Annotated in this window: 14 protein-coding genes and 1 tRNA gene; 14 read left to right on the top strand and 1 reads right to left on the bottom strand. The window is 66.4% G+C overall.

The features are described from left to right. Positions 1-2 precede the first annotated feature (2 nt). The 4 genes from mtnP (at position 3) to HYZ11_02270 (ending at position 2,705) form a co-directional block, all read left to right on the top strand. Positions 3-857: an S-methyl-5'-thioadenosine phosphorylase gene (gene mtnP, locus HYZ11_02255; protein ID MBI3126410.1), complete on the top strand. Its 855-nt coding sequence runs from the start codon at positions 3-5 to the stop codon at positions 855-857. Continuing rightward, a complete protein-coding gene (gene hemL / locus HYZ11_02260) occupies positions 854-2,140 on the top strand; it encodes a glutamate-1-semialdehyde 2,1-aminomutase (GenBank protein ID MBI3126411.1) in 1,287 nt (428 codons plus the stop codon). Before mtnP ends, hemL begins: the two co-directional genes overlap by 4 nt. A 94-nt stretch (positions 2,141-2,234) precedes the next feature. Then, positions 2,235-2,561, top strand: a complete 327-nt coding sequence (locus HYZ11_02265; protein MBI3126412.1) for a septum formation initiator family protein — start codon at positions 2,235-2,237, stop codon at positions 2,559-2,561. 67 nt (positions 2,562-2,628) lie between these two features. Further along, a tRNA-Met gene (locus tag HYZ11_02270) sits at positions 2,629-2,705 on the top strand. A 351-nt stretch (positions 2,706-3,056) separates the two neighbouring features. Here the strand turns inward: HYZ11_02270 and HYZ11_02275 are convergent. Continuing rightward, the gene (locus HYZ11_02275) at positions 3,057-3,326 is read right to left on the bottom strand and encodes a hypothetical protein (protein ID MBI3126413.1); all 270 of its coding nucleotides are present in this window, start codon (positions 3,324-3,326) and stop codon (positions 3,057-3,059) included. Positions 3,327-3,501: 175 nt separating this feature from the next. On the opposite strand from HYZ11_02275, the gene fdhD reads away from it, so the two are divergent. The 10 genes from fdhD (at position 3,502) to HYZ11_02325 (ending at position 15,141) form a co-directional block, all read left to right on the top strand. Further along, a complete protein-coding gene (gene fdhD, locus HYZ11_02280; GenBank protein MBI3126414.1) occupies positions 3,502-4,872 on the top strand; it encodes a formate dehydrogenase accessory sulfurtransferase FdhD in 1,371 nt (456 codons plus the stop codon). 689 nt (positions 4,873-5,561) lie between these two features. Continuing rightward, a complete protein-coding gene (locus HYZ11_02285; protein ID MBI3126415.1) occupies positions 5,562-7,433 on the top strand; it encodes a 4Fe-4S binding protein in 1,872 nt (623 codons plus the stop codon). Positions 7,434-7,477: 44 nt separating this feature from the next. Then, entirely contained in the window at positions 7,478-8,200 is a 723-nt protein-coding gene (locus tag HYZ11_02290) for a molecular chaperone TorD family protein (protein MBI3126416.1), read from the top strand. Between the two features lie 237 nt (positions 8,201-8,437). After that, positions 8,438-8,680, top strand: coding sequence for a hypothetical protein (locus HYZ11_02295; protein MBI3126417.1), 243 nt, complete (start codon positions 8,438-8,440; stop codon positions 8,678-8,680). A gap of 16 nt (positions 8,681-8,696) precedes the next feature. Further along, positions 8,697-8,897 (top strand): hypothetical protein, encoded by a 201-nt coding sequence (locus HYZ11_02300; protein ID MBI3126418.1) that lies wholly within the window; start codon positions 8,697-8,699, stop codon positions 8,895-8,897. Between the two features lie 39 nt (positions 8,898-8,936). Further along, entirely contained in the window at positions 8,937-11,786 is a 2,850-nt protein-coding gene (locus HYZ11_02305) for a formate dehydrogenase subunit alpha (GenBank protein MBI3126419.1), read from the top strand. Positions 11,787-11,813: 27 nt separating this feature from the next. After that, on the top strand, positions 11,814-12,386 hold the full coding sequence (locus HYZ11_02310) for a 4Fe-4S dicluster domain-containing protein (protein MBI3126420.1): 573 nt from the start codon (positions 11,814-11,816) through the stop codon (positions 12,384-12,386). A gap of 100 nt (positions 12,387-12,486) precedes the next feature. After that, positions 12,487-13,536 (top strand): polysulfide reductase NrfD, encoded by a 1,050-nt coding sequence (nrfD, locus tag HYZ11_02315; protein MBI3126421.1) that lies wholly within the window; start codon positions 12,487-12,489, stop codon positions 13,534-13,536. After that, positions 13,536-13,964 (top strand): cytochrome c, encoded by a 429-nt coding sequence (locus tag HYZ11_02320; GenBank protein ID MBI3126422.1) that lies wholly within the window; start codon positions 13,536-13,538, stop codon positions 13,962-13,964. Before nrfD ends, HYZ11_02320 begins: the two co-directional genes overlap by 1 nt. Before the next feature lie 67 nt (positions 13,965-14,031). Next, complete coding sequence (locus HYZ11_02325; protein ID MBI3126423.1) at positions 14,032-15,141, top strand: VCBS repeat-containing protein; 1,110 nt, start codon at positions 14,032-14,034, stop codon at positions 15,139-15,141. Positions 15,142-15,278: the final 137 nt, after the last annotated feature.

Here is a 15,278-nt window from a genome sequence, read left to right on the forward strand (position 1 = left end):
GCGTGAGAGCCGAGATCGGCGTCATCGGCGGGAGCGGTCTCTACGCCATGGCCGAGCTGACCGGGTTGGAGGAGGCCGATCTCTCCACCCCCTTCGGCAAGCCCTCGGCCCCCTACGTGCTCGGCACCCTCTCCGGCAAGCGCGTCGCCTTCCTCCCCCGCCACGGGCGCGGCCACGTGCTCATGCCGGGCGAGATACCCTTCCGCGCCAACATCCACGGCTTCAAGCAGCTCGGCTGCGAATGGATCATCTCGGTGAGTGCCGTGGGGAGCCTCAGAGAGGAAATCCGCCCCGGCGATATCGTCATCCCGGATCAGTTCATCGACCTGACCAGGAACCGCCCGGGCACCTTCTTCGGGGGCGGCGTGGTGGCCCACGTCTCGATGGCCGACCCGGTCTGCCACAGGCTCAGCGCAATCCTGGAAGCCGCCGCGCGCCGGGCCGGCGCCGCCGTCCACGCCGGGGGCGTTTACGTCTGCATGGAAGGGCCCCAGTTCAGCAGCCGGGCGGAGAGCTTCCGCTACCGCGACTGGAAGGCCTCCGTCATCGGCATGACCAACATGCCCGAGGCCAAGCTGGCCCGGGAGGCGGAGCTGAGCTACGCCACCATCGCCCTGGCCACCGACTACGACTGCTGGCACGAGGAGGAAGAGGACGTGAGCGTCGAGGCGGTGGTCGCCTTGATCCAGCGCAACGCCGCCCTCGCCCAGCGCATCATCCGCGAGGCCGTGCCCGAGATAGGGGGGCCCAGCCCCTTCGCCGGCTCCCTCGCCGCCGCCATCATCACCGACCGGGCCCACATCCCCCCCGAGGCGCGGGAGCGCCTCCATCTCCTGATTGGAAAGTACCTCCGATGACCGCACGGCCGAAGTCCGAAGCCCTCTTCCAGGCGGCCCAGAAGCGCATCCCCGGCGGGGTGGACAGCCCCGTGCGCGCCTTCCGCGGGGTGGGCGGCACCCCTTTCTTCGTGGAACGGGGGAAGGGCAGCCGAATCTGGGACGCGGACGGCAACGCCTACATCGACTACGTCCTATCCTGGGGGCCGCTCATCCTGGGGCACGCCCACCCGCGCGTGGTGGAGGCCCTGCGCGAGGCCGCCGCCCGGGGGACGAGCTACGGAGCCCCCACGGCGCTGGAGACCGAGCTGGCCGGGTTGACCCAGGCGGCCTACCCCTCGATGGAGATGCTCCGCTTCGTGAACTCGGGGACCGAGGCCACCATGTCGGCCATCCGGCTGGCGCGGGGGTTCACCGGGCGGGACGCCATCGTCAAGTTCGAGGGCTGCTACCACGGCCACGCCGACGGTCTCCTGGTCAAGGCGGGGAGCGGGGGCGCGACCCTCGGCGTGCCGGACAGCGCCGGGGTGCCGGCCGATTACGCCCGCAACACGTTGACCCTCGCCTACAACGACACCGGGGCCGTGGAGGAAATCTTCGAGGTGATGGGCGGGAAAATCGCGGCCGTCATCGTGGAGCCGGTGGCGGGGAATATGGGCCTCGTGCCCCCCCGGCCGGGCTTTTTGGAGGCCCTGCGGCGGGAGACGGAGAAGGCGGGCGCCCTGCTCATCTTCGACGAGGTGATGAGCGGCTTCCGGGTGGCCTGGGGCGGCGCCCAGGCTCGCTTCGGCGTCCGGCCCGACCTCACTACCCTGGGCAAGGTGATCGGGGGGGGGCTCCCCGTCGGGGCCTTCGGCGGCCGGCGGGAGGTCATGGAGCGCCTGGCCCCCTTGGGCCCGGTGTACCAGGCGGGGACGCTCTCGGGGAACCCCCTCGCCATGACGGCCGGCATCGAGACCCTGCGGGTGATGAAGGAGGAGGGGCTGCCCGAGGCCCTAGAGGGCCGGACGGCCCGGCTGGCGGAGGGGATGCTGGCCGCCGCCCGGGAGGCCGGGATCCCCGCCTGGGGCGCCCACTGCGGCACCATGTTCTGCCTGTTCTTTCAGGAAGGGCCGGTGTACAATTTCGCCGACGCCAAGCGGTCGGATACGAAAGCGTACGGGAGGTTCTTCCACGCGATGCTGGAGCGCGGGGTGGCCCTGGCTCCGAGCCAGTTCGAGGTGGGTTTCCTCTCGAGCGCGCACCAGGAGGCGGACGTGGAGGCCACCCTGGCCGCGGCGCGGGAGGCCTTCGCCTCCCTCTAGGCATCGGCTGTAGGGCTCGAATCCGCCCGCCCGGGCGGGAGGACAAGGCGCTGACCCTTCGACAAGCCCAGGTTCACGGCGAGCGGGCCGAACCATGAGGCTTCTCCGGCTGCCCTGGCTCAAGATCACCGGCGGGGGCTGGCGCCTGTTCACTTGGCTGGCCTTCTCCCTCTGCCTCCTGATGCTGGGCTCGGCCGTCCTGGGCCGGGACGGCTTTCTCTCCGTCTGGGTGAACCGCGAGCGTCTGGCGGGCCTGCGGGCCGACCTTGGGGAGATGGAGCGGGCGAACGGACGCCTGCGCCGCGAGGTGCAGTCCCTCCGGGAGGACATGCGGGCCATCGAGCGCATCGCCCGGGAGGAGCTGGGTCTCGTCAAGCCGGGCGAGACCGTGTACGAGTTCACCCCCGCGGAGGAGCGGTAGGCCCGCTTCGGGCGCCGCCGCTTGACAATGCCCCCGGCGGGACGTAAAAAAACCAGAGAGATGACGGTGCGGGGTGGAGCAGTCTGGTAGCTCGTTGGGCTCATAACCCAAAGGTCGCGGGTTCGAATCCCGCCCCCGCTACCAATCGAAATTCAAGGGGTTGCCGGTGATCCGGCAACCCTGTTTTTCTGGTCTAGACAACATTTTAGACAAACATGATTGGGGCTGATGCAAATTCTATAGGCTAAAATCCGCTCGCCTTCCGTTTCCCCGCCGGCGGCTCCTGAAAGTCTCATCGGCACCGGGAAGACTCAGGCATTGGCCATCTCGCGGCAAGATTCCAGGCCGGCCGCGCCGCCGCTCTCTTCTTGCTGTAGGCGAGCCAGCCGAAGAGGAGCACCGACGGCGATGACCCCGTCCGATAGCCTTGCGCGCCGCCGCCCCGGTTGTCCTCCCAAGCCCGCATGAGGTTGGGAAAAGCCGACGGGAATTGCTTCACCCCAGTCCCGCGCGCCCCTTGGCGCCTTGCCCGACGGCCGACAAGAGCGCCCGCTTGATGGTTTCGATGGCGCGCCCAGCCTCGCCGAATTTCTCCTCCACATCGGCGAGAAGCTCGCAGAGGTCGCGCAGAAGGGCAGCGACCTCCTCGGCCGAGGCGCCGGGGAGGCCTGCGGCGCGCTCTTGGATTCGCGCGGCTTCGTCCGCGAAATCGGTGGCGGCGACGCCAAAAACCTTCAGGATCCTCCGCAATTCGCCGGTGGCCATTGGCCTCTCCCTCCGTGTGCGGCCCTTCCGGCGGGTAGGACCATTTTTTCATCGTTGACGCGGCGGATCCGCCGGAATAGAATCTTGTAAATCATGATTATAGGCGTAGTTACGGAAATGCACCGGCCGGTGCAGAATTTGCCGTTTTTGGCAGTTTCGTGAAGGACGGCGCGCCATGTATCACCACGTCTACCATTTCAGCGCCGGCAAATTCTCTCAGAAGAAGATTCATGTGGTGGCCGAGATGCCGTTCTCCATCCGGGTGAACGGGCGCGAGCTGGCCACCATGATGTGCACTCCGGTGAAACTCCGGGAGCTCACCCTGGGATTCCTCGCCTTCGAGCGGTTCATCGATTCGATTGACGATGTCAAGAGCATCGAGGTGGATGAAGAGGAAGGCGAGGCGCACGTCGAGCTGAACAAGCCTCTCATCCAAATCGAGCGGCGGGTCTTCACCTCGGGCTGCGGGGGCGGGATCACCTTCCACCTGGACATTCACGACTACCCCCCGATCCGGACCAGCCGCGTCCTTGATCCTCTGACGATCCCCGGCCTGATCGAGAAGCTGACGGCGGCGGCCGTGCTTTACCGCCAATCGCGCGGCATTCACACCGCCGCCCTCTCCGATGGGGAGGAGCTGATTGCCGTGGCCGAGGACGTGGGGCGTCACAATGCACTCGATAAGCTGCGCGGCGAGACCCTGGAGAAAAGGATCGACACGCGCGACCTCATCCTGGTCGGCACCGGGCGCATTTCCTCCGAAATGCTTCGCAAGGCGGCGCGCATGAACGTGCCCTTCGTCGTTTCGCGGACGTCGCCGACGAGCCTCTCGATTGCCGTCGCCAAGCGGCTGGGCATCACCTTGGTCGGCTATGCCCGGCCGGGCCGCTTTACGGTGTATTCCCATCCCGAGAATCTGGCCCTGCCCAAAGCCGGCGGAGAGGAGATGGATGAGAGTCCCCGGCGGGGCGCGGCCCTCCGCGGAAACGGGATCCAGGGCGAGGGAAGCTCCGGCGGCCAAGCCGGTGCGGGGCGCTTGCCGGAGGCCGGCTCCCCTTCGAACGGGCAGGCCGGGTCCGCCGCGCCGGCGGTGCGCCGCGGCGAGCGGCGGGGAAAGCGGAAGGGCGGCCAGGCGGGGCGGAAGAAGGAAAAAGAGTTTCTCGACGTCGCGGACCAGGCCTTCGCGCATCAGGTCGCCGTTTCCACCTGGCGTGAGGCGGAAGAGGTGCTCGCGTCCGCCCCCTCGTTCGAGGAGGGCATCCGTCATTTGCGGGAGTTGGGGGATTTCGCGGAACGGGGGGAGTACGCGCCCATCTGGAAGCGGCATTGGGGCGAAGCCCTCGGCCGGCTGGAGCCGGCGGCTCCGCCTCACGCGCGCTTGGAGGTCCTGCGGGAGGCGGTTTTGAAATCGGTGGAGGAAGAGGATGAAGCCCGCCAGCACGAGGGACGGCTCTCCATCATCTATGACAAGGAAGGGCAAGAGTTCATTGACTACGCGATGCGGCGCTTGCTCGAGGAGGCCAGCGGTGAGATCGAGGATATCTGACGTTCTGCGCGCTGTCCGCACGCCGGGTGCCGCCGGGGCGGCGTCGCTTTCCGCGGCGGCGCTTCTGGTCTTGCTCCTTTCGGGGTGCGGGCAGGTAGAGAGCGGAGCCCAAGGCACCGGGAGGACCGTCCGCCAGGAGAAGCACATGAGCGTCAACGGCCTGGGCGGCTATCGTTCCGTGGAGATGCCTGAGCGGGCCCGCCAGAATCTTGTCGAGGCGAAGCCAGACGCGCCTGGAGCGGCCGCCTACCGGCACACGCTCGCCAACCGCTGAGAAGGGGAACGAACGGGATTCCCCGCTGACCCGGGGCGCCCGCGTACTGCCATCGGGGCGAGGCATCCCCTCGTATGGCATTTCCTTGCATGAGGTGGTCATGCCCAAGGATCGATGGGCGGTGCATCTTTGCACGTGCAATGGCGCCCTGCCGGTTTCGGCGGAGGAGATTGCCCGCCTGTCCGGACTCGATGGCGCGCCTTCCTTTCACCCGATCCTTTCGCGCGCCGGGATAGGCGTCTTTCGGGAAGGGGAGAAGCTTGGCGCAGACTTCCATCTCGTCTGTTGCTGCAGTCCCAGGGAGTCGTTCGCTCCCGTCCTTCGCGAGGCCGGGATCGACGAGGACAGGGTTGTATATCTCGACTTGAAGGGAGACGCCTTCTGGCGCGCGGGGGAGGCCGGGGACGGAAACCGGATGGCCGCCCGGCTGATTCGCTCCGCCATCACCCGCGCGGAGACAGAGCGCCCTCGCCCCGGGCTCGCTCTCTCCGTGCCCTCGACGGTGCTCGTCTACACGGATCGGCCCGAGGGGCTCCGGCTGGCGAGCCGCCTGGCGGAACAGATGGATGTGTGCGTCGTCCTCGATGAGGAGGCGGCGGGCTTCGACGAGTTGAAGCCCGGCCGTGCCTCTTCTTCCCTGACGCGGGGGAAGATCGTCCGGATCAAGGGCCATCTGGGCTCCTTCCGCGCCACCCTGCGGACGCGGCAGGCAATCGACCTGGACGTCTGTACCCGCTGCGACCGCTGCATACCCGCATGCCACACCCAGGCGATCACCCAGGGGCTCCGCTTGATCGCCTCGAAGTGCGACGAGTGCGGCGATTGCCTGAAGGAGTGCGCCGGAGTCGGCGCCATCCGCATCCCGCGAGATGAGACGAGAGAGATCGCCGTGGGCCAAATCGTCGCTCTCGTCGAGGGAGCGAGGGCGCCTCAATCCGGCCTGCATACGGGCTATCACCTCGTGCCGGCGGACGATGGCGCGTTCGACCTGGACGCGATCGCCTATCGGGTGTCCCGCCTCAGCGGCGGGTTCAGCCGGCCCGCCTATGTGAGCTATGAGGAAGAAATTTGCGCCGGGGGTTCCGCTCAGATCGAGGGGTGCGGGATTTGCCTCAGCCAGTGCCCCTATGACGCCCTCTCCCGGGCGGGCGCGCGGATTCGGGTGGAGGAGGCCTGCTGCGAGGGGTGCGGCGGCTGCGTTTCGGCGTGCCCGACCTCGGCGCTGCGTTTCCGCAGCCCCTCGCTCGAGGAGGTTGACGCCCAGCTGCGCGCGTTCCTGGCGCCGCTTCCGGACGAGCCTCCGGGGGGAAACCGCCCGGCGGTCGTCTTCCACTGCGGCGAGCGGGGGGCCGAGGCCCTCCGCAGGGCGGGGGAGAACCGGTGGCTGCCGGGGAGGAACTTTCTCGCGGTCGAGGTCCCTTGCCTGCGGTTCGTTTCGGAGGCGCTTGTGTTTCGCAGCTTCCAGCTGGGAGCCGCCGGGGTGGCGCTTTTGGGGTGCGCGGCCTGCCCGAACGGGGAGCGTCCCATGCTTGAGGCGCGCATGGCGTTCTGCCGCGCCACGCTCGAGGCCTTCGGTTTTGGTGAAGAGCGCCTGTCGCTGATCGCCGTGGAGGCTTCCGAGGAGCCCTACTACCTCGCATCGGCCGCCGGCGAGCTCGGGGCCTTCCTCGGCGCGCTCGGGCCGGCCCCGCTGCCCCCGTTCGGGGGCGGCGCCTTTTCACCTCCGGGGGAGGATGGAGACGGCCCCGGCGGATCCGCCGCGAACCGCCGGATGGTGGTCGACGCGTTGCGCGCCTTCCTGGGCGCGACAGGCAGGCAGCCGGGGCGGATACTCGGGGACACGCCCCTGCCTTATGCGGAGGTCAAGGTACGCAAGGAGGGCTGCACGCTTTGCGCCGGATGCGTCTTCGTCTGCCCGACGAACGCCCTCGTCATGGAGAATCCCGATGGCGCCAAGGCGCTGGCGTTCAACCATCTGAAATGCGTCGCGTGCGGCATGTGCGAGAAGGCGTGCCCCGAGGGCGTGGTGACGATCGAGCGCGGATTTGCCGTCAGCCGCGCCGCGCTGGGCTATCAGGACCTCGCCCGGGACGAGATGGTCAAGTGCATCGGCTGCGGGCGCGAGTACATCAATAAGCAGGCGCTCGAGGGCATCCTGGGCAGGCTGGTGGGGCTGGAGGGGCTCGGCGACACCTTCGCCGGCGGCCGCAAGGATCTGCTGCGGATGTGCCCGGACTGCCGCGGGGCCCAGGCGATGCTGGAAGTGGAGCGGGGCTGGACGCCATGACGGGAAATCGGGAACTCCTCGCCCTGAGATCGGAGTATTGCACCTTGCTCTCCCGGCTCTTTCTGGCCGAGGCGGCCGCGGACTTGATGCGCGTTCTGGCCCAGGGAGCGCGGGAGAGGGGGCGAAATGCGGCGGCGATGGATCCCCTCATCTCCGAGGGCTGGTTCCAGCTGGGAGAACTCTGCGCCAAAGGAGAGGTTCAGCAGTGGGCGGATGATTGCAGCCGGGAGTACGTGACCCTTTTTGTGGGGCCGGGAATTCCCCGGCTCACCCCCTGCGAATCGTACTACCGCTCCGGCCGGGCCTATGGCCCTCATCTGGCCCTTGTGCGCGGCTTTATGGAGAAGGCCGGGCTCGAGGCCGCGGAGGATGCCTCGGAGCCTGCAGACCACATCTCTTTTGAATTTCAGATTCTCCAATGCCTCATCGAGAAGCAGGCTTCCTGCGAGGCTCCCGACGACGAGGCGGAATGGCTTTCCCTGCAGGGAGAGTTCGTCCGGCGCCACCTGGGAGCATGGGCCCCGCGGTTTTTCGAGGATATCGCCAATGAAAAACCCTTGTTCTTCGGAGCGTTTGCGAAAATAGGGAGTGGCTATATCGCATGGGAGCGATCCCTGCTCAAGGAGTGGGGGCCGCAGGCCGAGGAGGAAAATCTCGTTCAAATTCGGCTGGATCGGCCATGGAAAGGCCCTCTTTTCGATCCTTCTCCGCCTCATCCGGAGAGGATCGAGCAGCCTCTCTCCGAGGAAAAGGATTCCAGAAGCTGATACTCCGATATTTTTTCAGGAATTTTGCAATTGTCCTGAATGTTTTGTCGTATAATTTTGCCATCATCCATTTGCCGCACGCATCGTGCCACGAGCCTCCGCCCGGGTCTTGAAACGCGCATCGCTTTTGGCGCGTTCCAGGGGCGGGCTATCCGTGCGGATGGCTTGTGCCCTAAGTGAAATTTTCCAGAGCTGAGCATTTCGGATTTGAAAGGCCTCTTGATAGGAGGGCGGACGGTGGTGGAAGCCCAAGTGAAGCAGGTGGACCGCGCGAACAAGGTGCTGGTCGTCCAGACCGCAGACGGCAAGGAAATTTCGATGCACGTCGGCGAGCACGCGAATGTCGAGGTGCTCGAGCCGGCGACGGCGGGGCTCATAAGCGGCACTCTCGACGACATCGAGGTGGGCTACCTGGTGAATCTTGAGTACACCGAGGGGGCCGGCGGCTGCAGCTGCAGTTCCCTCGAGTGCATCAGCTAACCGAGGAGGCGAGGCCATGAGCGAGGAGAAAAAGGAAAGCACCCGGAGGGGGTTCCTCCTCGGCCTTCTGGCGGGAGTGGGGGCCATCGCGGCCTTCGGAGGCGCGGCGAAGGGGTCGGCGGCCCCGGGGCCGTCCGGCGCGAAGCGGCCGCACGACCCGGTCCTGTACCGGAGGACGGAAGAGGCGGAGCGGTACTATCGGACCCTCTATAACTAACCCTTTCTGGGAAGGGGATGCAAAATGAAGCTCAAGAGGATGTCCGTTGAGAAGAAGGCGGAGATTTCCCCCTCCTGGACCCGTACGCTCGATCCCCTGATCCAGCGGCGCAGCTTCCTGAAGAAGGCGGGCGCGGGCCTTGGCGCGGGCGCGCTGGCGGCCATTCTTCCGAAGCCCCTTGTCCGCCAGGCGGAGGGGGCCGAGACCCGCAAGGCGCCCAGCCCGCCCAAGCTTGAGCAGCATAAGACCATCTGCGGCAACTGCTCGGTGGGCTGCGGCTTCATCGGAGAGGTCCAGAATGGCGTGTGGGTGAGCCAAGAGCCCTGGTTCGAGCATCCCATCAACCGGGGGAGCCTGTGCTCGAAGGGAGCGTCCGCCCGCGAGCATGTCATCAGCGAAAAGCGCCTCCGCTATCCCATGAAGCTCGAGGGAGGGAAATGGAAGCGCCTGAGCTGGGACCAGGCGATGGGCGAGATCACCCAAAAGCTCCAGGACATCCGCCAAAAGCACGGCCCCGACGCGCTGATGATCCTCGGCTCGGCCCACCACAACAACGAGACGGGTTACTCCCTCCGCAAGTTCGCCGCCCTTTGGGGGTCGAATAACATCGACCACCAGGCCCGCATCTGCCACTCCACCACGGTCGCGGGCCTGGCGAACGTGTGGGGCTTCGGGGCGATGACGAACAGCATGAACGACATCAGGAACAGCAAATCCATCCTGATGATCGGCGAGAACGCCGCCGAGTCCCACCCCATCTCCATGCAGCACATCCTGCACGCGAAGGAGGTCAACAAAGCGGTCTTCATGGTGGTCGATCCGAGGTTCTCGAAGACCGCCGCCTTCGCGAACATCTATGTCCGCCATCGCACCGGGACGGATGTGGCCTTCATCTACGGGCTGATCAACATCATCCTGGCGAACGGGTGGGAAGACAAGAAGTTCCTGAACGAGCGCACCTACGGTTATGAGCAGTTCCTCCAGATCGTGAAGGACTACACGCCCGAGGCCGTCTCCGACATCACGGGCGTGAGCGTGGCGGAGCTCAACCGAATCGCGAAGACCATGGCCGACAACCGCCCCGGAACGGTCATCTGGGCCATGGGCGGAACGCAGCATACGAACGGTACGGGCGTGGTGCGCTCCTACTGCCTGCTCCAGCTCGTGCTGGGGAACATGGGGGTTCCGGGCGGCGGGACGAACGTGTTTCGCGGCCACGACAACGTGCAGGGGGCGACCGACATCGGCGTGCTTTCGGATTCCCTGCCGGGGTATTACGGCCTGAGCCAGGGCGCCTACAAGCACTGGGCGAACGTGTGGGACCTCGACTTCGACTGGCTGAAGGGCCGCTTCAAGAACGAGAAGATGATGGGGAAGTCGGGCTTCACGGTGGCGCGCTGGTACGAAGGCGTCCTGATGGACAAGAAGGACCTAGGCCAGGATGAGAACATCCGCGCCGTCGTCTATTGGGGTCACGCCAGCAATTGCCAGTCCCAGTACCACCGCGTGAAGCAGGGTCTCGAGAAGGTCGAGCTCCTGATCGACATCGACCCCTTCGTCACCAACACGCCGATCATCCCGGATCGGAAGGACGGCGTCTACATCCTGCCGGCGGCCACCCAGTACGAGCAGTACGGGACGGTGACGGACTCCAACCGAGGCATCCAGTGGCGGAACCGGATCGTCGCTCCGGTCTGGGAGAGCCGAACGGACCTGGCCATCCTCCTCGATTTGGCCGAGCGGCTCGGCCTGAAGAAGCAGCTTGTTCACAGCAAGAAGGGGGACTGGAAAGGCGTTGCGGCCAGCATGAAGAACGTGAAGGAACTGCCGGAGGAAACCCTCGCCTCGATCATCGACGAGTGGAATCTCGGCATGCGCTCGGTCGGGATGATCGGCCAGACCTACAAGCGTCTCAAGCGCCAGCAAGAGTGGGGGCATGCCTTCGGGATCGATGACAAGCGGGCCGAGGGCGGCCCGGTCCACGGCGAATACTGGGGGCTCTCGTGGCCCTGCTGGAGCGACAAGCACCCGGGTTCGCCCATCCTTTACCGCACCGAGGTCCCCGTGATGGAGGGGGGCGGAGGATTCCGGGCGCGCTGGGGAGCGAAGGCGCCGGACGGAGCGAACATGCTCGCCTCGCCTGGCTCGGCGCCCAAGGGGAGCTCCATCGAGGGCGGCTACCCCGCGGCGGCGAACTACGCGACTGACCTCACCGGGAAGGCCATCGACGACGCTCTCGCGAAGGGGCTCAATCCCTACGGCAACGGCCGGGCCCGCTTCAACGTCTGGAACCTCGCCTTCGAGCCCGTCCCGGTCCACCGCGAGCCGTTGCACAGCCCGCGGCCCGACTTGCTCGCCAAGTATCCGACGTATGACGACGTGAAGGATCACTACCGCGTCCCGACCCTCTACAAGAGCCTGCAGAAGGCCGACTGGAACAAGCAATTTCCGATCATCCTCACCACCGGCCGTCAGGTCGAGTTCGAGGGTGGGGGCGCCGCGGAGCGCGCCGCCTGGTGGCTCGTCGAGTTGCAGCCCGAGATGTACGTGGAGATTCATCCCAAGCTCGCCAATGACTATGGGGTGAAGAACGGCGAGTTCATTTGGATCGAAAGCCCGCCCGACTTCCCCGGCAAGCCGTATGGCGGCCGCGTGAAGGTGAAAGCGAAAGTATCCAGGCGCGTGGGACCGGACACGATCTTCCTGCCCTTCCACTGGGGCGGCAGCTACGAGGGTAAGTCGCTTGCGCAAAAGTATCCGGATGGGACGACGCCGTACGGCGTCGGCGACTCGGCCAACGTAGTCACCAACTACGGCTATGACCGGGTCACGCAGATGCAGGAGACCAAGACCGGCCTCTGCAGAATCCGCAAAGTGACGGAGGTGTAAGCCATGGCGACCCTGTCTCCTGCCCGGATGAAGTTCTACATCGACACCAAACGGTGCATTGAGTGCGGCGGCTGCGAAGTGGCTTGCAAGAACGAGAACAACGTTCCCCAGGGGATCGCCCGCATCCGCGTCGTGACGGTCAACGAGGGCCAGCCCGGCGAGACGAACGTGGCCATCCCCTGCATGCACTGCTCCAAGGCGCCGTGCGTGGCCGTCTGCCCGGTGGACGCGCTGTACCACCGCCCCGACGGCATCGTCCACGTGAACAAGGAGACGTGCATCGGTTGCGGCTACTGCCTCTACGCGTGCCCCTTCGGAGCGCCCCAGTTCCCCAAGGGCTCGCCCTTCGGCGCGCGCGGCGTGATGGACAAGTGCACGTACTGCGCGGGCGGCCCCGAGGAGGCTTTCTCCCCCGATGAGCGGCGCAAGTACGGATCCAACCGCATCGCCGAGGGCAAGCTGCCCATGTGCGCCTCGGTCTGCTCCACGAAGGCCCTGGTGGCAGGCGACGCGGAGGAAGTGGCCAGGGTGGTGCGCGAGCGGATCGCGGCCCGCGGCTCCGGCGGCGGGGCCTGGGGGTGGGGCACCGCCTACCGGTAGGCGGGAGCCTAAATCGGGATTCGCTTGGGAGGAGGGCCGTTGGCCTAGGAGGGGCGGTCCTCCTCCTTCGTTTCAGGGTTCTGCGAAGCGGGGGGAGTGAATGGAACCCATCGTCCTGATGCAAACCAAGTGGGGCGCGACCTTCAACATCCCCTGGTACCTGTTCCTGGGCGGGATGTCGGGCGGCATTCTCATCATCGCCGCGTGCGCCGAACTGTTCGGCGGGAGGAATCCGCGCTTCCAGGCCCTGGCGGGCCTTTCGGCGCTGCTGAACCTCCCCTTCATGGTCATCGGGGGCCTGGCGCTCACGTTTCACCTGGGGAAGCCCGAGCGAGGCTTCTTTTTCCCCATTTTCATGACGAACTATCACTCCTGGCTGGTCATCGGGGGTTGGATCATCGGGATCTTCGTCCCGGCCAGCATCGCGATGGCCATGGCCTGGTATTACGAAGTAAGGCGCAGCCTGAGGATGATTTTGGCCATCGTCTCCCTTCCTCTCGGGGTGGCGATGTGCTTCTACACGGGCATCCTGCTCTCCGAGGCCCAATTCGTGCCCCTCTGGGCCTGGCAGTTCCTGCCGGTGCTCTTCCTCCTCTCGGGGCTGTCCACGGGCTTGGCGGCATGCGCGATCAACGCCTACGTGGTCAAGTTCCTCCCCTTCCCGGCGCGCGCGCGGGATCGGATCCAGCGCGCCGGCCTGGAGGAGACCGCGCCCCTCCTGGGCCTCATCGACGTGGCCGTCCTTCTCCTGGAGCTCCTTTGGCTCTTCCTTTTCATCGCGGCCCTGAACAACGGCGCCCCGGGGCACCGTCTCGCGGCCTACATGCTGACGAAGGGCGAGTTGTCCCATTGGTTCTGGGTGGGCGTGGTCACGATTGGATTGGTCCTTCCCCTGGCCTTGAGCCTCCTTGAGTCCCTCCTGAAGAAACTCTTGCGGCGCGAGGAGGGGTGGGCGGTGGGATGGCCGCTCTTCTGCAAGCTTCACTTGGTTCTCCTCGGCGGCATCATCCTCCGCTACGTGATCGTCTGGGGAGGGGACATCAAGCAGCCGCTCATATTCCCCTCTCAGCAGGCGCAAGTGCCGATGGTTTCGGGTCAGGGCTCGCCGGAATCGCTCGGCGAGGCCCTCCGGATGATCAATCGCCGCTGATGCGGAACACTCTCCGCCGCCCGGCCCCGACCGCCGTCGTTTTGTGGGGCTCCGTCCTCTGGGCGGCTTTTTTCCCGTCCGGCGCGGCTTCGGCGGCGAGCGCGCCCAGGGAAAGCCTGGAGCGGGGAAAGATTCTTTATACGGAGCGTTGCGTCTTCTGCCACGGGAAGGATGGCAGGGGATGGGATATGCAATCGAGGATCGCACGCCCTCCCGTGCCGGTTCCGGACTTGACCGATTCCGCTTTCATGCGCGGCTTCACCGAAAAGGAGCTGTTCCGCGTCATCAAGGAAGGGGGGACGCGTGAGGGGAAGTCCCGTTTCATGCCGCCCTCGGGCCTTTGGCTGAGCGATGAGGACATCCGGGACGTCATCATCTACGTGCGAAGCCTGGAGCGGAGGCCCGCCGGTGGCCAAGATGGCCGGTGAAGAGAGGCTCCCCGCCCCTTTCGTTTCCTCGGCGCCTCCGCCCACGGCTCGTTTTTCCGCCCTTCTAATGTTGTTTCTCGCTCTCTGCTCCGCCTTCCTCCCCGGCGTCTCGGATGCGGCCATCAATTACCTGAAGGCCGGCCGTTTCCCTCACGCCCTGACCCTCGCCGACATCGATCGCGATGGCAAGCTGGATGTCGTCGTCGCCGCCTCGGCGGCGAGGCAGATCGTCGTCTTGATGGGGGACGGGAGAGGGGGCGTTTCCCGTACCCTCGAGCTCCCGGTGGGACAGGGGCCGGGCTGGGTGGAGGTGGGCGACCTGGACGGGGACGGCCACGCGGACATCGTGAGCGCCGAAACGGGCGCGGGACAAGTGACCATCCAGTATGGGGACGGAGGGGGAGGGTTCCCCCGGCGGCGCACGCTGAAGGTGCCGGCGGCGGCCTCGGTCGGGGTGGACGATCTGAACGGAGACGGGAAATCGGATCTCGTCGTCTCCCAGGCCGTGCCCGGGAAAATCCTGGTGTTCCTGGGACGGCCGGGCGGAGATTTCGAGAAGCCCGCGGAGCATGAGCTCTTCCGCGGCCTCCACATCCTGGTGGTGGCGGACGTGGATGGAGACGGGAAGAAGGACATCGCCGTGGGGGGGCTCGGCCAGCACCACGTATCGGTCCTGCCCAATAAGGGGGATGGTACCTTCGGGCCGCCCCGGCATTACTCCCCCGGCCGCCTGCCCCACTACATGGCGGTCCGCGATTTCAACCGGGACGGGCTGCCCGATATCGCCGTGGTCCTCGGAGGGGAGGATGCCGTTCAAATGCTCTGGGGAGACCGGAAGAGCGGCTTCGCTCCCGGCGCCCGCTGGAAAGTGGGCGCGAATCCCCACGGGATCGCCGTCGGGGATTTCAACGGGGACGGGTTCAGTGACTTCGCCGTGGGGAGCCGGACCTCACACGATGTGTCCGTTTATCTGGGAAGTCCAGAAGGCGCCTTCCGCCTGGCCAGAGTGTTCCGCGTGCCGGACGACGTCATCACCCTCGCGGCGGGGGATATGAACGGGGATGGCAGGCTCGATCTTGTCCTTGCCTTTGCCAGCCGCCATGAGGTGGGGATTTATCTCGGCGATGGCAAGGGAGGGTTTTCCCCCTCCGACGCGCCCCCGAATGGCCGGCGCTAAGGAGGGTTGGCCGGGAGAGCGGATGCGCTGCCGCCGGGCGGCTGACGGGGAGACCCACATCCGCGTCACGCATTTCTTCATCGATCCCGCCGGTGCCCGCGAAGTCGCCCTTGCCTCCGCCCCCCGCCCTTTGGCAC

It is taken from the genome of Candidatus Tectomicrobia bacterium (genome assembly GCA_016192135.1).
Classification (GTDB): domain Bacteria; phylum UBA8248; class UBA8248; order UBA8248; family UBA8248; genus 2-12-FULL-69-37.